This is a genomic window from Flavobacterium gillisiae (genome assembly GCF_900107635.1).
In the GTDB taxonomy this organism is placed as follows: domain Bacteria; phylum Bacteroidota; class Bacteroidia; order Flavobacteriales; family Flavobacteriaceae; genus Flavobacterium; species Flavobacterium gillisiae.
Genome location: NZ_FNRD01000002.1, coordinates 257411 through 279180 on the forward strand (window position 1 = coordinate 257411; position 21770 = coordinate 279180).

The window sequence follows — 21770 nt, forward strand, 5'->3', positions numbered from 1 at the left end:
TATCTGAAATCAAAAATCGTTATTCAGCAATCTTAAATCCAGTCTTTCGGATTTTCTAAAACTTGTATTAATTTTTCTTCTTCGCTTCCTGCTTCCGGATGATGATCATATACCCACTGCACATGCGGTGGCAAAGACATCAATATGCTTTCGATTCTTCCATTCGTCTTTAGTCCAAATAAAGTCCCTTTATCATGAACCAAATTAAACTCAACATAACGACCACGACGGATTTCTTGCCATGTTTTTTGTTCTGCTGTGTACTCTAATTCCTTTCTCTTTTCAACGATTGGAACATAGGCTTCAAGAAAACTATTCCCAACTTCAGAAACAAAGTTAAACCAGTTTTCCATACTCATCTCGTCTGTCGCTTTGCAATAATCGAAGAACAACCCTCCAATTCCGCGTGCTTCATGACGATGTGCGTTCCAAAAATAGGCATCACATTGCTTTTTATATTTTGGATAAAACTCTGGATTGTGTTTATCACAGGCTGTTTTACAAGTCTGATGAAAGTGTATTGCATCCTCATCAAACAAGTAATAAGGCGTTAAATCTTGTCCGCCGCCAAACCATTGTTGAATCACCTTTCCTTTTTCATCATACATTTCGAAATAGCGCCAGTTGGCATGAACCGTAGGCACCATCGGGCTTTTTGGATGCAAGACCAAACTCAATCCGCACGCAAAAAAATCAGCTTCTCCTACATTGAATAGTTTTTGCATGCTGTCTGGTAATTTACCGTGAACAGCAGAGATATTGACACCGCCTTTTTCAAAAACAGCACCGTTTTCGATTACTCGAGTTCTTCCTCCTCCACCTTCTGGGCGTTCCCATAAGTCTTCTTTAAATTTAGCTTGACCATCGACAGCTTCTAATCCTGCAACGATGGTGTCTTGTAAATTTTGTATGTATGCGTAAAATTTATTTTTCATGTTTTAACAGCAACAATTAATTAATTTGATAATTCATAGGCAACATATTTCCAACTCTTTGCTCTGATAATTTACCCGAAAAACTTATATCTTCAATATTTGAATTGATCCCAAACTGATCTACGTAAAAGGAAGTAGTTTCGAAAATTATTTTTGACTGACCATTCTTTTTGTGCAATAAACTATACTCAGCCACGAATTTTTTGCTATGCAGACCCCTATCCTGACGTGCAACAGCAACTTTCTTAGAACCTAAGGTGTCTTTTATCGTGAAGCAATCGTTTGGACTTACTTGATAAGATTTTTCAAACACCAGAAAACTATCCTTCCCTAAAGTTTTATTTTTTAAATTTCTAAAAAAATCTAATTGTGAGCCATTATAACATTTCTCTCTGTTTTTTATTATTCTAGCTCCTGAATTAGTTTCTTCAAAACGAGATAAACCAGAAAAAAAACTCTTTACCACATCATTTGAATTAACACTTAATTTCCAAAACTTAGATTCAAAACTCAACAATTCATAGGTAATCTTGTACCCCAATGCGCTATTGACGATAATTAATGGCTTGTCAGAGAATGCGTTTATTGTTGTTTTATCTTTATCGTATACAAAATAAATATCGTCTTCATTTTCAATTTTAGAAGCTCTCCCAAAGGAAGTTTTACCTAGGAATTGGTCCCTAAACAGCTCCATTTTTTGTTTTCTAGAAAATAGGTCTTTTTTAATTACTACCTCATTTAATGTCTGAACCACTTCTTTTAAAACGATATACAATTCCTTATCTGAATCAATTTTTAAATATTGCGTTTGATAACCCAAAAAACTTACGGCCAAAACAGTATTTAATCTAAAAGTATTATCCAGTTGAAAATTTCCATTTTTATCCGTTATCGTAGCAATTGTGGTTCCGTCAAAGTAAACATTGGCCACCGCAAGAGGCTCTTTATTCTCATCAACGACCTTACCTCTAATTTGAGCAAAGCAAACCGTAACAAATAAAAGCAGTACAAGTGTTTTCATATTTTATCAACTTTAACTTCAAAATCTCATCTCATTAACAAATCATCATCTAAATCGAATAGATTTTCAATCTCCAACTAAAAAAATAACTCTACCTCCAAAACGTTATTGGTAAACGAATAAATTGCTACTTATGAATATTGTAATTTATTCTTGACTATAAATTGGCTTTCGCCAAAGCTATTTTACTAAAAATTTCGAACGAAAAAGTTTTGCTTTCGGATTGAATATGCTCATAAACAGCAATTGCTTTTTCAGTTAAATCAAATGGATTCTCTTTGGAAAAAGCAACCAAAAAATCAGCGAATTGTTCTTTTTGAGCCCAATCCATATTGTGTTTATCCAATAACGAAATCAAATCTTTTTCCTCAATTTGGTCAAGAATAGCAGTTGTTAAGTCGAAATCAGTCAACTGATTATCAATTAAACTAGTGTCTTCTATATTCCAAAATTTTGGAACAAAAACCAAAGAAAGTAAAGTACTTAACATATTGTCAATCTTTACTTTCTTTTCGTCTCTAACTCCTTTGTTTAGCATCTGCTATTATTGATTGTATTCCTTAACAGCATCAATAAACGCCTTAGCGTGATCTACTGGGATATTAGGCAAAATTCCGTGACCTAAGTTCACGATGTATTTGTCCTTACCGAATTCGTCAATCATTTCGTGTACCATTTTCTTAATCACCGGAATAGGAGATAACAATCTTGATGGATCAAAATTACCTTGCAAAGTAATGTTTCCGCCAGACAAATATCTTGCGTTTCTAGGAGAACACGTCCAGTCTACTCCTAATGCCGAAGCACGGCTTTTTCCCATTTCGCCAAGGGCGAACCAACATCCTTTTCCGAAAACAATTACCGGAGCGTCATCGGCCAAAGCTTCAACGATCTGATTGATGTATTTCCAAGAGAATTCTTGATAATCTACAGGCGATAACATTCCGCCCCAAGAGTCAAAAATTTGCACGGCATCTACTCCCGATTTTACTTTTTCTTTTAGGTATAAAATAGTCGTGTCTGTAATTTTTTGTAATAAAACGTGCGCTGCTTCTGGGTGTGAAAAACAAAATCCTTTGGCTTTATCAAAGCTTTTAGATCCTTGTCCTTCTACCGCGTAACACATAATTGTCCATGGTGAACCTGCGAAACCAATTAATGGAACCTCATCATTCAACATTTCTTTAGTCAATTTAATAGCGTCAAAAACGTATCCTAAAGTTTCATGCACATCTGGCACGATTACTTTTTCTACATCCTGAATCGTACGAATAGGGTTTGGTAAATATGGACCAAAATTTGGCTTCATTTCAACTTCAATTCCCATTGCTTGTGGAATCACCAAGATATCTGAAAATAAAATCGCAGCATCTGGAGCAATTCTACGAATCGGTTGCACCGTAATTTCGGCAGCCAACTCTGGAGTTTGACAACGCGTAAAAAAATCATATTTATCACGCAAAGCGATAAATTCAGGCAAATATCTTCCGGCTTGACGCATCATCCAAACGGGTGGACGTTGAACTGTTTCTCCTTTTAATGCTCTTAAAAATAAGTCATTCTTTAACATAATTCTATTTTTTTTATTCCCCACCGCAGCGAGGGTATTGGATTTTTTAATTTTCAGCTGTAGGCTCGATACTTTCTTCCGGATTATAATATTGAATCACTTCAATAATTACGTCTTCGATTGTTGGGATTTCGGCAATTACAATGTTTTTAACTTTGTTTAATTCTAATGATTTTGCAGTAGTATTCCCTACGCAAAAGCAAATCTCCTTTTTGATTTTGTTGTTACTCAAATAACTTTCAACAGCAGATGGACTAAAGAACATTATTCCGTCAAAATTCTCCTGATCAGATATTTTGAAAGGCGCTAATGTAGTTTGGTACACTTCTATTTCATTAAAAGTTATTCCTTCACTTTTTAAGGCTGCTGGCAAGGTTTCCTTACGTAAATTTCCGCTCAAAAAAGTATAACTTTCTTTGCTATAAATTAATGTAATTATCTCCGCTAACTCAGAAGCATAATCCATATAAACACTCACCGTAAATCCGTTAGCTTCCAGTAATTCTTTGGTTTTAATACCTACACAAAAGACCATTTTAGTCTTAAGAACTTCCCAACCGCTTTGTTCGATTAAACTTGCAACAGCGTTTTGACTACTAAAAATCAAATTATCGTTGAATTTATCTAATTCAAAAAGGTTGTTCTTAATTTCGATAAAATCTTGCTCTAAAAGATCAAAATCAGCATCGATAAATACCTGCCTTTGTTCTGCAGACAATGTTTTAGTTGATAAAATACTTATTTGACTCATTATTTCTTTAAGTTATTTTTAATTTCCGTCATTAATTTTGTTCCGCCATTATTTAATACTTCTTGGGCAGAGAAGAAACCTAATTTTTTCCATTCTTCGATAGGAACAATTTTTTCTACTTCTATTTTTTCTTTTCCGTCAAGCGAAAAAAGAACTCCTTGAAAATGAATGGTATCTTCTTCTTCATTATAACGTGCCAAAGCTCCAATAGGTGCGGTACAACCGCCTTCTAATGTTTTTAGAAACTGACGTTCTATGTAGGTTACGATTTCGGTTTCAATATCATTTAGCTGAGACAAAGCGTCTAATGTAAACGCATCTTCTTGCATAGCAACAACAAGCATAGCTCCTTGAGCGGGAGCGGGAATCATCCAATCTAAATTAATGTAATTCTCCGGTTTTAAGTTGATTCTTTCTAAACCAGCAGCGGCAAAAATAGCTCCGTTCCAGTCTCCTTCGTTCAACTTTTTCATACGCAAATTTACATTTCCGCGAAGGTCAACTACTTTATGTGTTGGATATTTATTCAGCCATTGCGCTTGTCGACGTAAACTTCCTGTAGCAATAGTCCCTGATTCGTTAAGAAAATCAAGATTGCCTTTATGCACTAAAATATCTAAGGTATTCGCTCTTTCTAAAACTGCAGCTTGAACAATCCCTTTTGGCAAAGCCGTAGGAACATCTTTCATAGAATGCACAGCAATATCCACATCACCATTTATCATAGCAACATCAAGTGTTTTAGTAAAAATTCCTGTGATTCCTAATTCGTAAAGTGGTTTGTCAAGAATGATATCTCCAGTAGATTTAACCGATACAATTTTTGTTTTATACCCTAAATCGTTTAACTTTTTTTCTACTGTGTGTGCTTGCCAAAGTGCGAGTTCGCTATCGCGAGTTCCAATTCGTATTGTTTTTTCAGCCATTTTTATATTTTGATTTCAAAAAGGTTTCTTAAAAAAGAAAAACCATTAAGAAATTTTAGAATTTCGTATAAATTTACTTTGCTGCAAGACCTATTTTAAAAACCTTTTCGATCCACTCAATACTTTCATCCACCATGGTATCATCATCTTTCAAATGGTTAGCAAAGTGTGTAGTAATTTTTTGGATAATTCTTGCACTAATAATCTCTGCTTGTTCTTCGTTGAAATCAGCTATTTTTTTACTCTGGAAATTTAATTCCGAAGTTTTGATAGCGTTTAGTTTTTCTTTCAAAGCATGAATGGTAGGCGCAAATTTTCGTCCTTTTGTCCAAACATTAAACTCTTCTTTGATTTCTTCGATAATAGCTTCAGCAGCTGGAATATGATTTTTTCTGTTTTCTAAAGTTTCATCCGTTAATTGCGACAAATAATCCATGTGAATTAATGTAACGCCATCTAATTCCTGAACATCTTCATTTACATTTTTAGGAATGGATAAATCTAAAATCAATAAAGGTTTTTTTAGATTCAAAATTGCTTTATCTACAGTAGGATTTTGGGCGCCCGTAGCAACTACAACAACATCTGCTTTTTGTAACTCGAGATGTAACTCTGAATAATCTTTTACGATTAAGTTTAGTTTACCCGCTAGTTTCTCCGCTTTATCTTTCGTTCTGTTGATTAGAGTGATGTGTTCGTTTTTGGTGTGTTTAACCAAATTTTCACAGGTATTACGACCAATTTTCCCTGTACCGAACAATAGAATGTTTTTGTTTCCAATATCTTCTACATTCTTCATTATATATTGAACCGAAGCAAAAGACACCGAAGTGGCTCCGGAGCTAATTTCTGTATCTGTTTTTATTTTTTTACTCGCTTGAATAACCGCATTCACTAATCTTTCCATGAAGTTATTAGCTAACCCCATCGCTTTTGATTGCGTAAAACTGGATCTTATTTGGGAAATAATTTCAAAATCACCAAGAATTTGGCTGTCTAAACCTGTTCCTACGCGAAACATATGGTTTATAGCTTCTTGATTTTTGTATACAAAACCAACTTTTTGAAATGATTCAACGCTACCTTGACTGTTCTCGCAAATCAATTTTATTAATTGAAAGGGGTGTTCTGCAAATCCGTATATTTCAGTTCGATTACAAGTAGAAGTTACGATTAAGCTTTCAATCCCTTCCTCTTTTGCTTGTTCCAGTAAACGTGTTTTAGCTAAAGCATCTAAGCTAAATTTTCCTCTAATCTCGGCATCTGCTTTTTTATAGCTTAATCCAACGGAGTAAAAATACTGATGCTTTGATAGGTTATTATTTTCCATATAAATACTTTTCCAAAAAGTGAGACAAAATTATCACTATAGACTTTATAAAAGTAACGCTAGAAGTTCTTTTTGTGTCGCTGGATGTTTTTTTGTTTCCAATCGTCTGTTTTAATGCAAAAATAGTTAGTTTTGTAGTGAAATCAAGTTATCACGCCTCGCTTATTTAGAGTCGTTCTAAACTAAAGCTATTGATAATTGTCATGTTTTAAATTAAAAAATGTCGCTATGAGTTCTCAAGAAATTATAAAAATTGAAGATGACTTTACCTTAATTCGTTTTCAGAATGACAGCACAGAATCCTTTAATGCCCAGCGCGAAGTCAGCAGTGGGTTGATTCAGTTTCATTTTGGATTAAAAGGAAGTGCTAAATTTATATTCAACCAAGGGAACTATTCCTTAGAGTTGAAAGAAGAAAAATCATTGCTTTTATACAATCCGCAAAAAGAGTTGCCATTAAATCTAGAACTAGCGCCAAATTCATGGGTGATTTCGGTAATTATTTCAATCAAGAAATTTCACGCTTTATTTTCAACAGAAGCCGATTACATTACTTTTTTGAGCGGAGACAATAAAGACAAGAAATATTATAACGAAGGAAAGATAAGTCCGTCGATGGCCATTGTACTATCGCAATTATTTCATTACAACCTACATCCTTCCATAAAAAACTTGTACTACAAAGGAAAAGGCTACGAATTATTGAGTTTGTATTTCAATAGAACCGAAGATCCCAATGCAGAACAATGTCCGTTTTTAATAGATGAAGACAATGTGATGAAAATTAGAAAAGCCAAAGAAATTATTATTGCTAATATGGCTGAACCACCAGGTTTACAAGAACTAGCCGATGAAATAGGTTTGAATTTAAAGAAACTGAAAATGGGTTTCAAACAAATTTACGGCGATACTGTTTATGGATTTCTATTTGATTACAAAATGGATTTTGCTCGAAAGTTACTCGACAGTGGATCCTATAACGTAAATGAGGTAGGATTAAAAATAGGATACAGCACCGGAAGTCATTTCATCGCTGCCTTCAAAAAGAAATTTGCCACAACGCCAAAGAAATACTTAATGTCCATAAATCCGAATACGTAATTCGTCATCGGTTTTATATATTAAACAATAAATAAAAAATAGTTAATCGTAATTTACAGCAAACCAACTTTAATTACTTTTGCCACAAGATTCCACATGCTTCGCACTCAAGGGTTCTGCCTGAAAAGCTGAAGCAATGATAATAATAAAAAGAAATAATTTATGAAAGGTGTATTATTAGTCAACTTAGGTTCTCCTGAAAGTCCAACTGCAAAAGATGTAAAACCTTATTTGGATGAATTTTTAATGGACAAATACGTAATTGATGTTCCGTTTTTGTTAAGAGCATTATTAGTTCGCGGAATCATTTTGCAAACAAGACCTAAAAAATCGGCTGCAGCCTACGCTAAAATATGGTGGGACGAAGGTTCTCCGCTTGTCGTGATCTCAAAAAGAATGCATGCTAAAGTTAAACAATTAGTGAATGTTCCCGTTTCCCTTGCCATGCGTTATGGAAACCCATCTCTTTTGTCAGGGTTACAAGAATTACACGATCAAGGCGTTACTGAAGTGATGCTTTTTCCTTTGTACCCGCAACATGCGATGGCATCAACGACTACGATATTAGAACTAGCTGAAGAACACCGTAAAAAGTATTTCCCAGAAATGAAATTTACGATTGTACCGGCTTTTTATAACAAACCAGACTATTTACAAAACCTTGCCGATTCTATAAAAGGACACTTGGAAGGTTACGATTATGACCATCTATTGTTTTCTTACCATGGAATTCCGGAGCGTCACATTCGCAAAACGGATATTACTAAATCACATTGTAAAATTGACGGCTCTTGTTGCAATACGCCCTCACCGGCACATGAGTTTTGTTATCGTCATCAATGTTATGAAACCACAAAACAGGTCGTGAAATTATTAGGTATTCCAGAAGGAAAATACAGCCAAACGTTTCAATCGCGTTTAGCGGGTGACAAATGGCTTACGCCTTACACGGATGTCGAAGTGAACAAAATGCCTGAAAAAGGAATCAAAAAATTAGCGGTGGTAACCCCAGCTTTTGTCTCTGATTGTTTAGAGACATTAGAGGAAATCGCGATGGAAGCCAACCACGAATTCAAAGCACATGGAGGCGAAGAATTCTTGGCAATTCCTTGCTTAAACGATAGTGATGCTTGGTGCAATACTGTAAGCAATTGGATTACCAAATGGGTAGCTGTTGAAAAAACAACTGCGTAAATGGCAATTTCAGCCGAAGAACTAGGAACCGAAGACATAAAAAAACTCTTGATGAAGCAGGCTTTGCCTGCTTCTATTGGGATTTTGTTCATGTCCGTCAATATTCTTATTGATACCATATTTGTCGGACAGTGGATTGGTTCTCTAGCTATTGCGGCTGTAACCGTTGTGTTGCCCATAACGTTCCTGATTTCATCATTAGGAATGGCTATTGGCGTAGGTGGCGGTTCTGTTCTTTCTAGAGCTTTGGGTGCAAAAGATCGCGAAAAAGCGAAAACTACTTTTGCCAATCAAATTATGATGACCTTTATTTTGGCGTCACTTTTTGTACTGCTAGGGATTTTTTTTAGTACTGAAATGCTACTGCTTTTTGGTGCAAAAGGAGCTATCATTGCACCGGCAGCTGAATTTTTTTCCCCAATCATTCTTTCTGTGCCTTTCCTGGCACTTTGCATGATGGGAAACAATATCATAAGAGCAGAAGGCAAAGCTAAGTTTGCCATGGTCGCCATGATTATTCCTGCTTTTGTCAATATCATTTTAGATATTATTTTTATAAAAACGATGGGATTAGGCATGTTTGGAGCTGCGCTAGCAACCTCCATTTCCTATTTTATGTGCTTCCTTTTTGTTCTTTGGTTCTTTGTTTATAAAAGCGAATTAAAACTAAAAGCACGACATTTTAAGCTACACTTACCAATCTTAAAAGAAATTACAGAACTAAGTTTTGTCACTTTTTCAAGACAAGGAGTTATAGCTGTTTTGGCAATTATTCTCAACCATACTTTATACTCGTATGGGGGCGAACATTCAATCGCCGTTTACGGAATAATAAGTAGAATGTTGATGTTTGCCCTGTTCCCTATTCTTGGAATTACACAAGGATTTATCCCAATTGCCGGTTATAATTATGGGGCTCAAAATTTTGGAAGAGTAAAAGAAAGCATTCAAATATCCATCAAATATGCCGCACTATTAGCATCGTTGATATTTGTTGTTATTCTCTATTATGCCACGCCAATAGTAACCATTTTTACCACCGACCCAAAAGTTATTGCCGAAACACCGAATGCCTTGCGATGGGTATTTGCCGCTTCTCCTATTATAGCCATCCAGTTAATTGGGGCTGCCTATTTTCAAGCGGCAGGGAAAGCTAAAAAAGCATTAATGCTGACGCTGAGTAAACAAGGATTTTTCTTAATTCCGTTAGTACTGATACTACCGAATTTTTTCGGTATTTTTGGAGTGTGGGTGGCCTTCCCTATTGCCGATGTGTTGTCAACAATACTAACCGGTTATTTTCTAAAGAAAGAAATGAATACAAAATTGATTAAAACTACTGATGGAATATTATAACTACCTCAAATCCCTACACCTCATATTTGTAATTACCTGGTTTGCAGGTTTGTTTTATATTGTTCGGTTGTTTGTTTACCAAATTGAAGCAAATGACAAACCATCTCCAGAGAAAGAGATACTGCAAAAACAATACAAAATCATGACTTATCGCTTGTGGTATATTATCACTTGGCCGTCGGCGGTTCTGGCTAGTATTTTTGCGTTTTGGATGTTATTTTTCACTCCCTTAGGACGATCTTGGTTGCAAATGCCATGGATGCATGTAAAACTTGGCTTTGTATTTGTGTTGTATTTATACCATGGTAAGTGCCATCAAATATTTAAGCAATTGCAAAACGACCAAGTTAAATACACAACTAACTTTATGCGTTTATGGAATGAAGGCGCTACCATCATTCTTTTTGCAGTAGTTTTTTTAGTGGTCTTAAAAAATGCAGTTAATTGGATTTACGGAGTAGCTGGCATTTTTATATTTTCAATTACGATTATGTTGGGCTTTAAATTTTACAAGAGAATACGAGAGAAAAACAGTGATCAGTGATCAGTCTTTCAGTATTCAGTTTCTCCTAATACTGATATATAAAAAGATGAAAAACTAAAAAGAGAACAATGCTAAAAGGTTTCAAATTATCGATGTTGTCGCTACGAATTCGGATTTTTCTTTCGATGATCGTACTGATAATTGTAGCCTCTGTTTTGCTAGCTTCCATCTCCATTATCCAATTTAAGAACGAAGCCAAAGAATACCATCAAGAGCGATTAGAAAGAAAAGAAAATGCAGTTAGGGAGCATATTAATTATGTCCTTTCTACAACAACTTACCCTTTAACGACTGAAAACCTGGATTTAATTTTCAAGGATAAAATTCATGAACTGGCGCACATTCATAATATTGAAATAAACATTTATAGTCTAGAAGGAAAGCTTTTAAAATCATCGAAAGAGTCTTTTTCCGTTGATAAGGTTTCGCCACCTATTCCAAAATACATATTAAAACTGGTGCGTTCTTCTATCGAAAAACGATACGTAGACATAAAAACTATAAATGGCGTCAAAAACAGATCTTCGTTTACTCAAATAAAAGACGACAAATTCAAACCACTGGGTGTTTTGAACTTACCCTATCTTGAGGATGACGGCTTTTATGAAAAGGAGTTGCATAGTTTCTTAATCCGTTTAGGGCAAGTCTATACCTTCATGTTAATTGTGGCATTTGGACTAGCTTATTTCCTCGCAACTTACATCACTAAATCACTAAAAACGATTTCAGACAGGATAAACGAAACTAGTTTTGGCCAAAAAAATAAAAAAATAGTACTAGAGGCGAGCAGCAAAGAAATCAACTTATTGATCAAGTCTTATAATCGAATGGTCGAAGAACTCGAGATAAGTGCCGTGAAATTAGCGCAAAGCGAAAGAGAAGAAGCTTGGCGCGAAATGGCGAAACAGGTGGCGCATGAAATCAAAAACCCATTGACGCCAATGCGTTTGACAGTCCAAAGCTTCGAAAGAAAATTCAATCCTGAAGATCCTGACATCATCCAAAAAATGAAAGATTACTCGGAAACATTGATTCAGCAAATTGATACGATGAACGCCGTTGCATCTGCTTTTTCTAATTTTGCTTCTATGCCAGCACAACAAAACGAAACGCTGAATGTAGTAGAAGTCGTTGAACTGTCACTAGATATTTTCAATGAAGAACATATTGTTTTTGAAAGTGATTCTCCCGAAATTATTTCTAAAGTAGACCGAACACAATTGATTAGAATCATCACCAATTTAGTTAAAAACGCCATTCAATCCATACCCGAACAACAGGAAAACAAAAACGTTTTTGTAGCCGTAAAAAAAGACGGCAACAATGTACTAATTATCGTTGAAGACAATGGAATCGGAATCAAACCCGAAGATATCAGTCGTATTTTCGAACCTAAATTCACCACTAAAAACAGCGGAATGGGATTAGGTCTGGGTATTATCAAAAACATCATTGAAAATTATAAAGGAACAATTACCTTTGATACAGAATATGGAAAAGGAACACGATTTACCGTGTCACTTCCAATAATTAACTCTTAAATTACTAAAATGAGCTACACTAACATTCTAGTTGCAAAAGAAAACAGTATTGCAACAATAACTATAAACCGCCCTACAAAACTAAATGCCTTAAATACAGTAACGATTCAAGAACTGCATGAAGCATTTCAGGAGTTGGAAAAAAATTACGAAACCCGTGTGGTTATTTTAACCGGAAGCGGTGAAAAAGCATTCGTAGCTGGAGCTGATATCGCTGAATTTGCCGACTTTTCAGTTGAAGAAGGAGTTCAATTAGCTGCACAAGGACAAGACATTTTATTCAATTTTGTCGAAAACTTAAAAATTCCTGTTATTGCAGCCGTTAACGGATTTGCACTTGGAGGAGGATTAGAATTAGCTATGGCTTGTCACTTTAGAGTCGCTTCAGATAATGCTAAAATGGGCTTGCCAGAAGTATCTTTAGGAGTTATTCCAGGATATGGTGGAACGCAACGTTTACCTCAATTAATAGGAAAAGGACGCGCTATGGAAATGATTATGACCGCCGGAATGGTAACGGCTGACGAAGCCTACAGAACTGGTTTAGTAAATCATGTGGTACCACAAGCGGAACTTTTAGAATTCTGCAACGGAGTAGCACAAAAAATAATGAGAAACTCTCCATTGGCAATTAGCAAAGCAATTAAATCAATTAATGCTAATTATAAAGACGGTGAAAATGGATTTGAAACAGAAATTAAATCCTTCGGAAAATGTTTTGGAACCAATGATTTTAAAGAAGGTACAACCGCTTTTTTAGAAAAAAGAAAAGCTGCCTTTACTGGAGAGTAAAAATTATTATATAAAAAAACACCGCAGATTCATTGCTTTTAAAACTATGGATCTGCGGTTTTCTATTTAAAAAATTAAAGTTTTCGTAGAATACATCCCTCTTTTCAGATACAAAAGCTAATTTTGCACACTCTCTTTTTAGAGAAAATAAACCTAAAATTAAACTCATGTCCTACGAACCTATATTTGCCCAATTTTGGGAAAGCGTAAAACAAAGTATTCAAAACGGAACTTATGCCAAGTTAACTTTGGCGAAGACCATAGGCGATACAGAACTAAAAAATATTTATGTTCGTCCTGTGTTATTGGAAGATGACGTTTTTAGTCTTTCACTTAGTGCAAAGTATAAAACAGAGGAAATAGAAAGTTTTCATACGATTGATGAAGCCTTTATTGTATTGGCTCCGTACATGAACAATCCGTTTTTAACAGCCCTTTTATTCACTACTGAAAACGATATTACTTTCAAACTCAACAAAAAAAGAGTAGGAAGCATTATAGAACAGCCACCTACGTTTAAAAATGCTTCAGATGTAATTATCGAAATGAAAGAAAAAGGGATTTCGATTTAAGATTTTTGATTAACGATTGCTGATTTTTGATTTAAAAATCAGCAATCGAAAAAGATCTGAAATATAAAATCGTTAATCCGCAATCAAAAATCTTATTTTGCTCCATCCCACTCTGCATAAAATTGTGCAATAAATGTTTCCATGAAACGATGTCTTTCCAATGCAATTTGCTTACCAGTTGGCGTATTCATTTTATCTTTCAACAAGAACAGTTTCTCATAAAAATGATTTAGCGTAGGCGCCTCACTATTTTTATATTCCTCTTTTGTCATTTTTAAATTCGGAGCTATTTTAGGGTCGTACAACGCTCTATTTTTGAATCCGCCATAATTGAACGCTCTAGCAATACCAATCGCTCCAAGAGCGTCTAAACGGTCTGCATCTTGAACAATTTCTAATTCTATAGACAAGAAGTCCTTTTTGAAATTTCCGCCTTTAAAAGAGATGTTTTCTATAATTTTGATGACGTGCTCAATAATTGCTTCATCCACTTCCTCTGATTCTAGAAATGCTCTCGCTGTTTCTGGTCCAACCCCTTCGTCTCCATTATTGAATTTACTATCTGCTATATCATGAAGCAAAGCTGCCAGTTTTACAATGGTCTCATTACAGACCTCATCTTTTGCGATCGACAATGCATTTTTATAGACTCTTTCAATATGAAACCAATCGTGGCCGCCTTCGGCATTTTTCAATTTCTCTTTAACAAAAGTGATTGTCTTACTAATGATATCTGTGTTATTCATCTTTTATATTTTATAAAAAAATGTTGATTTCTAAAGTTATTACACTCTAAAAATCAACATTTGTATTTTATTTTATTGTTGATTCTGAAATCAACATTCGTTACTTTTACAACTAAAATCTACAATCTTGCAGGCTCTACCCATTTGAAAATATGGGATTCTTGAGGAATAACCATTCTTTCTGAAATTCTAGCCATTCTAGCAGGTAATTTCATTAGATAATCACGTGCTTTCTCTGCCTCATCAGTTAAACCGGTAATTTTATCAATTTCCCATTTAACCATTAATTTTTGCATGATATCAATATAATCTGCCGCAGTATAAACTCCGATACGCTGCGCTGAATCAGAAAACTGTTCGAATGCAGTACTAATTTTCTCTCCTGATTCTCTCAAGAAATGCGCTGGCATAACAATTTTAGCTTTCATCATGTATTGAAAAGCAAGCATCATCTCACTAGGATCTATCTTGAAAATAGCACTTACAAACTCAGAATAAGCATGGTGATGACGCATCTCGTCACCGGCAATCATCTTACACATTTTAGACAACTTATTGTCTCCATATTTCTTAGCCATTTGTGCCACTCTATTATGAGAAACATAAGTAGCAAGCTCTTGAAAACTCGTGTACACAAAGTTTTTATAAGGATCTCTTCCAGTTCCAATATCGAAACCATCATTGATAAGGTGTTGCGTTGTCATTTCAATCTCACGCATATTAACACGCCCAGATAAATACAGGTATTTGTTTAATAAATCACCGTGACGATTTTCTTCACCTGTCCATTGTCTGATCCATTTTGACCAACCATTTCTTTCTACGTTATCAATTCCCTCAACATCCATCAACCAAGATTCATAGGTAGGAAGGGCTTCTTCAGTAATGGTATCTCCAACTAAGGTTACCCAAAAATCATAAGGTAATTCCTTTGCTATTTCTCGCAACTCTCTAACCTCTTCAAAAAAGTTGTCACTTTCTGAATTGGGTAAAAAATCGGTTGGTTGCCATATTTTTTCAACAGGTATTAAATATTGATCAACATAGCTATCAACGTTTTTTTCCAAAAACTGCATAACTTCTAATCGAATGTTTTTTATTGACATTTTATATAAATTAAAATTTTATTCCATTTACTACTGCGCTTTCTGTCTTCTCCATCAGCTCAGCAAAATCATATTCACTTACTGCTAATGGTTTATGTAATACAAAGGTAAGCCGATTTCCCAAACCTAAAGGAAAAAATCCAAATTTAACGATTTTCCAAGAATTGTTTATACTTACTGGAACGACATAAGCCGATGGTGCGTTCTTACATAATATTTTCAAACCGGTTTGCGCAAACTCTTTTGGCTTCCCTGTCTTACTTCGGGTTCCTTCCGGAAAAATAACTGCCGAACGGTTATTTGCAACTATATAATCAGCCAAACCTTTAATTGCAGGAATCGCTTGCTTAGGATCTTTTCTATCAATCAACACAGAACCTCCATGACGCAAATTAAAGGAAATACTTGGAATTCCCTTCCCTAATTCCTTCTTACTTACAAATTTACAATGAAATCTACGTAAATACCAAATCATTGCTATGATATCGTACATACTTTGATGATTAGACACAAATATAATTGGTACATTTTTGGGTACACTTTCTATATTTTCAAATTTAAAGGTTGTTCCCAAAAGGTTCGTGAGTCTCACGAAAATAAAATTCATGTAGTCCACACTTTTTTTATGGGCTTGGTATCCAAAAACATTGAAACAAACCCATTGAATAGGGTGAAAAATGACCAACGTAAGTCCAAATAACAAATAATATATTACAGATATGGGATACGATATTATTTTTTCCATGCTTAAAATTTAAGCGGCAAAAGTAGCAAATATATTTTTTACTGCTATTTAATTCCTAAACAATAATAGATTTAGCGTTTATACCGATTATGTATTCAATGGTAGTCCAAATAATCCACATAGCTATCGGGAGGACTCTTTTCAGACTATATCGGCATCATACTATACATTTTCTGACTAATAAATAACTATAATTAGTATTAATTGTACCTTTGTCTGCTATAATCCCTCTCTCTAAAGAAAAATGAATTTCACTTATCCAAAAAAAGAAAAACTAAAAAGTAAAATCACAATTGGATTATTATTTACTGAAGGGAAATCTGTATCTAAATATCCGTTACGACTCGTATATCATTGCGGGCCATCAAGTGACGGTCAGCAAATAAAAATGGGAGTTTCTGTTTCTAAGAGGAATTTTAAAAAAGCAGTTGACAGGAATTACTTCAAACGCGTTCTGCGCGAAACCTACCGCCTGAATAAACACATCCTTACTGACAACCTCGACCAACCGTATTCTTTCATGTTTTTTTACCAGACCAAAGACCGCTTGTCTTATGAGGAGATTAACATCAAGACCATACAACTGTTTGAAAAATTTATAGCACAAAACGGTAAAAAAGAACAAACAGAAACAAATAGCGATCTTGTAAAAGAATAATTTCGCCTCGATAATTAAATTAGAATTTATCAAAAAAATTGTAGTTTTAGCTCTAAATAAAATTAATATGAAATCTATTATTCTGTTTTTATTGGTGCTAATATCTTTTTCAAGCTGTAAAAAATCCGACAGTGAAATAGTAGGTTTTTCAATGTCGCCAAATTCATCAGAATTAGATCAAGTAAAATTTGTGAAACCTGTAGTTGCAAACGCTGAAGAAATTACTGAAGAGCCTCCAATTAACTCCTCTCAGAAAGAACAAAAAACTACAGAACAAAAAATAATTAAAGAAGCCAATCTTCGATTTGAAACTACTGATTTAAATTCTACTTATAATCAGATATTAAAAAACACTACCGAAAGTGGTGGCTCAATACAAAATGACACTGAAGGCAAAGATTACGGCACTATATTTAGACGATTAATCATAAGAGTTCCTAGTCAGAATTTTGATGTTTTTTTAAAAAACATATCAAAAGGCGTTTCCTATTTTGACAATAAAGAAATTTCAGCACAAGATGTAACGACTCAATATATTGATATTGATGCGAGATTAAAAACTAAAAAAGTACTTGAAAATCGCTATATTGAATTATTAAAAAAAGCAACTAAAGTATCGGAAATGTTAGAAGTTGAGGCACAACTATCAGCCATTCGTGAAGAAATAGAAGCTAAGCAAGGACAGTTTAACTATTTACAAGATAGGATTTCTTTAAGTACAGTTACTGTAGAGTTTTACAAACCGGTTGCTCCAGATAGTGGCATAACCGTTTCGTATGGAATGAAAATCTGGAATGCAGCCAAATCTGGATTTAATAGCTTCTCAAGCTTTTTCATAAGTTTAATTAGCGTTTGGCCTTTCCTTATTCTCCTTGGAATAGTATTCTATTTTGTGAAAAAAAGATTTAAGAAAAAAACCGTTTAAGATGACAAAAATTTTAAAAAAAAAATACATAGTCCCCGTAGTTGCTTCGGCATTACTGTTTCTAGGCGCCAGTTTCAAAAACGATTTTTTTGAAATTGCAAAACAAATCGAGATATTCACTACGCTTTTCAAGGAATTGAATATCAACTATGTTGACGAGACAAATCCTGGAGACCTAATGGACAATGCAATCAAAGGCATGTTAGCCGGTCTAGATCCCTACACTGTTTATTTCAATGAACAGGAAGTGGTCAAATTCAAAATAAACAATACCGGGGAATATACAGGAATAGGCGCTTTGATTACCCGAAGAGAGGATAAAATAATTATTCGTGAGGTCTACAAAGATTTCCCTGCTGATAAAGCTGGTCTTAAACCTGGAGATGAAATTACTCAAATAGGAGATGTTCTTTTATCCGACTTCAAAGACGATGCTTCCCAACTAATGAAAGGTGCTAAAAACACCAAAATCGACGTTAAATATATCCGTCAGGGAAAAACAAATACGGCACAAATTATTCTTGATGAAGTCGAAATAAAATCGGTGGTGTTTTTCTCGAAAATTGATGAAAAAACAGGATATATCGTCTTGGCACATTTTAATAAAAAAGCTTCCTATGAAACCAAACAAGCATTAGAGGAACTAAAGAGACAAGGTGCTGAAAGAATTATATTAGACCTAAGAGCAAATCCCGGAGGTTTATTGAATGAAGCGGTAAACATATGCAATCTTTTTGTACCGAAAAATGAAGTTATCGTAACCACAAAATCGAAAAACGAAAAACACAACAACACTTATAAAACGACAATGGAACCAGTCGACACGGCAATTCCATTAGTAATAATTATAAATGACAAAAGTGCTTCAGCATCAGAGATTGTATCGGGTGCGCTACAAGATTTAGACCGTGCTGTAATAGTGGGAAGTCGCAGTTTTGGAAAAGGTTTGGTACAAAAACCAATAGACTTAACATACAACACCCAGTTAAAAGTAACAATTTCTAGATATTACACGCCATCAGGAAGGTGTATTCAAGCTTTAGACTATGCCCATAAAGATAAAAATGGCGTAGCCATCAGAACGGATGAAAAAAACTACAACAGCTTTAAAACCAGAAAAGGAAGAAGCGTTTATGACGGTGGCGGCGTTTTACCAGACATCCAACTTGAAGAAACAAAAACAAGTCCTATTGCCAATGCATTGTTGAAAAATGATGGGATTTTCAATTATGCAACGGCCTATTATTACAAAAATCCTAATTTAGGAGTACAAGTACCTTCTTTTTCGAATACTGACTTTTTAGATTTTAAAAAATTCTTGAAAACTCAGAAAATTTCTTTCGATACCGAGACAGAGCAGGCACTAAAAAACACTTTGGCTGTGGCCAAAAAAGAAAAAATAGACGCCACGATTACCGCAGAATACGAACAACTTCTTGCGGCACTTCAAAAAAGTGAAGAGACACTATTGGATAAAAACCAAGAAGAAATTAAAGGGCTAATTGTTGATGAAATTATTAAACGATACCAATATCAGGAAGGTCTTTATCAATATTATGTGAAAACTAATTCCGAAATAAAAAAATCCGTCAGTATTTTAAACAATAGTGCTGACTATAAAAATATTTTAAAACTTTAATGCTAAAATATTTAAAAATAATAGCTCTGCTGTCCTTTAGCTATCTTACCGCTCAAGCAGGGAAAGTAGAAACTGTTTATTTTGAATTTGATAAATACAACCTCTACTCTGAGCAGGAACAAATGATCTTAGATTTTATAATAAAAGCAGATACTACTAAGATAGAATCTATTCAAATCTATGGCTATTGTGACGATCGTGGAACCGCTGATTATAATTATAAATTATCAGAACAAAGAGTAAATGCTGTTCGTAATTTACTTATTTCCTATGGCTTCAATAAAAACAAAATTGTAATAATTGAAGGAAAAGGACGCGTCATTTTAACTGATGATCTTTTAGAAAATCTAGGTGAAATACGATCCAAAAACCGACGTGTCGATTTACTAGTAGTGAAGAAAAACAGCTTTGGGAAAGGGATTTATAACTCTTTTCAGGACAAGCACGTAGTAGGGGATCGCATTTATTTAGAAAAAATATATTTTCCGTTCGGAAGCAGCAAGCTAAACTATCAATCCAAACAAGAATTAGACAAAATCGCTAAAATACTTGACTCAAATAATGGAATTGAATTTGAAATTATAGGTCATGTATGCTGCACTCCCAGTTATTACGAAGACGCTATCGATAGGGAAACTAATGAGCGAAAACTATCCGTAAATCGCGCCAAATCTGTTTTCCTATATCTAATGAATAAAAACATCAATAGCCTAAGAATGTCTTATAAGGGTGTTGGAAATAAATTCCCCTTAGGAAAAGGGGAAGAATATGACAGGAGAGTTGAGTTTCTTATTACAAAAATATAATTACTCTTTCTTCATTTCGATATGTGGAATATCATCTTCCAGATACATTTCGCTACTTTGCACAAACCCGTGGCTTTCATAGAATTTCTTCAGATATAACTGAGCGCCAATGGTTATTTTACTTTCCCCATAATGCTGTGCTATTCCAGCAATGGCTTCCCGCATCAAATCATGACCCCATTTTCTGTCTCGGTAATTAGCATCTACCACTACCCTTCCTATTGATGCATTATCAAAACTGATTCCGGGTTTAAAAAGTCGGGCATGAGCCACTACTTTTCCTTCAAACTCTGCAAAAAGATGCAATGCTACCTTATCCTTGCCATCAAGATCAAGATAGACGCAGTTTTGCTCCACTACAAAGATCTCACTTCTTAATTTAAGTAAATCATACAGTTCATTAACTGAAAGTGCCTCAAAAGGCTTTATTTTCCATTCTATTGCCATCGATTGTTTCTATAATTTAAAATTTAGGTTTTGGAATTTGTGCTCCTTTACAATTCTTTTTTAAGCACTGTAACTGATTTTATGATTGATTCTAATTCATGCATGGAATCTCGTTTTTCCTTCGAAGGTGAATAACAAAATCCCTCCAGAAACAACACTCTATTATTTACTGTATCAAAAATGGCGTAATTAATAAAAGGGCCCGACATGAAATCATTTCGTAACTCCCAGGTTCCTTTTATTTCATACGTTAACTTACCGTCCAGTTTAATCTTAAAGAAATAAGGAGCATAAGCTTCTTCAGTAATCATATCCGTATCGGGTTCTTTCCCGTGAATGTATAAAGCACCTATAGAATCTCTCGTTTTAATGATATTTGAAACCAAATTCTTATTGTTCTTTATCGCATTAATGGGTACTTGATAAATTAATAAACTGGTGTTTCCGCTTACTAATTCCTTCTTTAACCAAATAAAATTAGCATCCTGCACCATGTTTTCATAATCAGATGGGACGTCTATAGTGATATTGAATTTTTCAGTAAATAATTTTTCTTCAAGAAGTGACTTTTTATTAATTCTTTGGCATTCCTCAATTTCAGTCTGGCGAATGATTTGAATTATTTGAGAGGTGTTTTTTTCGAAAATAGATACAATGTCTTCTCCTGTCTTTCCTGAAATATGAAAAACATTTTGCGGTGAAGCATATTCATCTTTCTTTATGGAGAAGTAATTTTTATCTCCTTTTTTAACTATAATAATATTTCGGCTATCCGTCATAAACCCTTCCATAAGTTTAATAGGATATTGATTTATGGTAAAAAGAGGTTCTTCTTGTGGCAATCCGATTACTGGGGAAGCAAACTTATTTCTTATACTATCCCCTATCTCGCCATTCCAGAGCTGATCATCAATAATAACAGAGATATTATTGACTTTTCCAGTCGTTTTTCGAATAGCGTTAGTTTTTTCCTCTTTACAGGAAAAAAACAGAACCGAAATAAGGAGTATTAAAAAATGGGATTTATTCATTCTAATTATATTATGAAATAAAACCCAAATTTAT

Annotated in this window: 23 protein-coding genes; 11 read left to right on the forward strand and 12 right to left on the reverse strand. The window is 34.5% G+C overall.

Annotation, left to right across the window (positions count from 1 at the left end; translation table 11 throughout):
- Positions 1–32: 32 nt before the first annotated feature.
- The 7 genes from hemF to hemA all read right to left on the reverse strand — a co-directional run bounded on the left by hemF (position 33) and on the right by hemA (position 6533).
- Complete coding sequence (gene hemF, locus BLV35_RS04585) at positions 33–935, reverse strand: oxygen-dependent coproporphyrinogen oxidase (RefSeq protein ID WP_091085407.1); 903 nt, start codon at positions 933–935, stop codon at positions 33–35.
- Positions 936–951: 16 nt separating this feature from the next.
- Entirely contained in the window at positions 952–1956 is a 1005-nt protein-coding gene (locus BLV35_RS04590) for a carboxypeptidase-like regulatory domain-containing protein (protein ID WP_091085409.1), read from the reverse strand.
- Positions 1957–2113: 157 nt separating this feature from the next.
- The gene (locus tag BLV35_RS04595) at positions 2114–2494 is read right to left on the reverse strand and encodes a hypothetical protein (protein WP_091085415.1); all 381 of its coding nucleotides are present in this window, start codon (positions 2492–2494) and stop codon (positions 2114–2116) included.
- A gap of 6 nt (positions 2495–2500) precedes the next feature.
- Complete coding sequence (gene hemE, locus BLV35_RS04600) at positions 2501–3526, reverse strand: uroporphyrinogen decarboxylase (protein WP_091085420.1); 1026 nt, start codon at positions 3524–3526, stop codon at positions 2501–2503.
- 46 nt (positions 3527–3572) lie between these two features.
- Positions 3573–4277, reverse strand: coding sequence for a uroporphyrinogen-III synthase (locus tag BLV35_RS04605; RefSeq protein WP_091085424.1), 705 nt, complete (start codon positions 4275–4277; stop codon positions 3573–3575).
- Positions 4277–5203 carry a hydroxymethylbilane synthase gene (hemC, locus tag BLV35_RS04610; RefSeq protein ID WP_091085426.1) on the reverse strand — a complete coding sequence of 309 codons (927 nt, stop codon included), beginning with the start codon at positions 5201–5203 and terminating at the stop codon, positions 4277–4279. Before hemC ends, BLV35_RS04605 begins: the two co-directional genes overlap by 1 nt.
- A 73-nt stretch (positions 5204–5276) precedes the next feature.
- The gene (gene hemA / locus BLV35_RS04615; protein ID WP_091085428.1) at positions 5277–6533 is read right to left on the reverse strand and encodes a glutamyl-tRNA reductase; all 1257 of its coding nucleotides are present in this window, start codon (positions 6531–6533) and stop codon (positions 5277–5279) included.
- 228 nt (positions 6534–6761) lie between these two features.
- On the opposite strand from hemA, the gene BLV35_RS04620 reads away from it, so the two are divergent.
- The 7 genes from BLV35_RS04620 (at position 6762) to BLV35_RS04655 (ending at position 13633) form a co-directional block, all read left to right on the forward strand.
- Entirely contained in the window at positions 6762–7634 is an 873-nt protein-coding gene (locus tag BLV35_RS04620; RefSeq protein ID WP_091085430.1) for a helix-turn-helix domain-containing protein, read from the forward strand.
- A gap of 162 nt (positions 7635–7796) precedes the next feature.
- Positions 7797–8828: a ferrochelatase gene (gene hemH / locus BLV35_RS04625; protein ID WP_091085432.1), complete on the forward strand. Its 1032-nt coding sequence runs from the start codon at positions 7797–7799 to the stop codon at positions 8826–8828.
- The gene (locus tag BLV35_RS04630) at positions 8829–10184 is read left to right on the forward strand and encodes an MATE family efflux transporter (protein ID WP_091085436.1); all 1356 of its coding nucleotides are present in this window, start codon (positions 8829–8831) and stop codon (positions 10182–10184) included.
- A complete protein-coding gene (locus BLV35_RS04635) occupies positions 10171–10728 on the forward strand; it encodes a CopD family protein (protein WP_091085439.1) in 558 nt (185 codons plus the stop codon). Before BLV35_RS04630 ends, BLV35_RS04635 begins: the two co-directional genes overlap by 14 nt.
- 125 nt (positions 10729–10853) lie before the next feature.
- Positions 10854–12269 (forward strand): sensor histidine kinase, encoded by a 1416-nt coding sequence (locus BLV35_RS04640; RefSeq protein WP_091085442.1) that lies wholly within the window; start codon positions 10854–10856, stop codon positions 12267–12269.
- Between the two features lie 9 nt (positions 12270–12278).
- Positions 12279–13061, forward strand: coding sequence for an enoyl-CoA hydratase/isomerase family protein (locus BLV35_RS04645; protein ID WP_091085445.1), 783 nt, complete (start codon positions 12279–12281; stop codon positions 13059–13061).
- 167 nt (positions 13062–13228) lie between these two features.
- Positions 13229–13633, forward strand: a complete 405-nt coding sequence (locus BLV35_RS04655; protein ID WP_091085454.1) for a hypothetical protein — start codon at positions 13229–13231, stop codon at positions 13631–13633.
- 92 nt (positions 13634–13725) lie between these two features.
- Here BLV35_RS04655 and BLV35_RS04660 read toward each other — a convergent pair whose 3' ends face one another.
- The 3 genes from BLV35_RS04660 to BLV35_RS04670 all read right to left on the reverse strand — a co-directional run bounded on the left by BLV35_RS04660 (position 13726) and on the right by BLV35_RS04670 (position 16230).
- Positions 13726–14379, reverse strand: coding sequence for an HD domain-containing protein (locus BLV35_RS04660; RefSeq protein ID WP_091085458.1), 654 nt, complete (start codon positions 14377–14379; stop codon positions 13726–13728).
- Between the two features lie 119 nt (positions 14380–14498).
- Positions 14499–15485 carry an acyl-ACP desaturase gene (locus BLV35_RS04665; RefSeq protein WP_091085461.1) on the reverse strand — a complete coding sequence of 329 codons (987 nt, stop codon included), beginning with the start codon at positions 15483–15485 and terminating at the stop codon, positions 14499–14501.
- A gap of 10 nt (positions 15486–15495) precedes the next feature.
- Positions 15496–16230, reverse strand: coding sequence for a lysophospholipid acyltransferase family protein (locus BLV35_RS04670; protein ID WP_091085464.1), 735 nt, complete (start codon positions 16228–16230; stop codon positions 15496–15498).
- Positions 16231–16474: 244 nt separating this feature from the next.
- On the opposite strand from BLV35_RS04670, the gene BLV35_RS04675 reads away from it, so the two are divergent.
- The 4 genes from BLV35_RS04675 to BLV35_RS04690 all read left to right on the forward strand — a co-directional run bounded on the left by BLV35_RS04675 (position 16475) and on the right by BLV35_RS04690 (position 20258).
- Positions 16475–16888, forward strand: coding sequence for a ribonuclease P protein component (locus BLV35_RS04675; RefSeq protein ID WP_091085466.1), 414 nt, complete (start codon positions 16475–16477; stop codon positions 16886–16888).
- Positions 16889–16955: 67 nt separating this feature from the next.
- Positions 16956–17813, forward strand: coding sequence for a DUF4349 domain-containing protein (locus BLV35_RS04680; RefSeq protein WP_091085470.1), 858 nt, complete (start codon positions 16956–16958; stop codon positions 17811–17813).
- 1 nt (position 17814) lies between these two features.
- Complete coding sequence (locus BLV35_RS04685; protein ID WP_091085473.1) at positions 17815–19452, forward strand: S41 family peptidase; 1638 nt, start codon at positions 17815–17817, stop codon at positions 19450–19452.
- Positions 19452–20258, forward strand: a complete 807-nt coding sequence (locus BLV35_RS04690) for an OmpA family protein (RefSeq protein ID WP_091085476.1) — start codon at positions 19452–19454, stop codon at positions 20256–20258. The genes BLV35_RS04685 and BLV35_RS04690 overlap by 1 nt, the downstream gene beginning before the upstream one ends.
- Here BLV35_RS04690 and BLV35_RS04695 read toward each other — a convergent pair whose 3' ends face one another.
- On the reverse strand, positions 20259–20705 hold the full coding sequence (locus BLV35_RS04695) for a GNAT family N-acetyltransferase (protein ID WP_091085479.1): 447 nt from the start codon (positions 20703–20705) through the stop codon (positions 20259–20261).
- A 47-nt stretch (positions 20706–20752) separates the two neighbouring features.
- Positions 20753–21736 (reverse strand): DUF4837 family protein, encoded by a 984-nt coding sequence (locus tag BLV35_RS04700; protein WP_091085483.1) that lies wholly within the window; start codon positions 21734–21736, stop codon positions 20753–20755.
- Positions 21737–21770 lie beyond the last annotated feature (34 nt).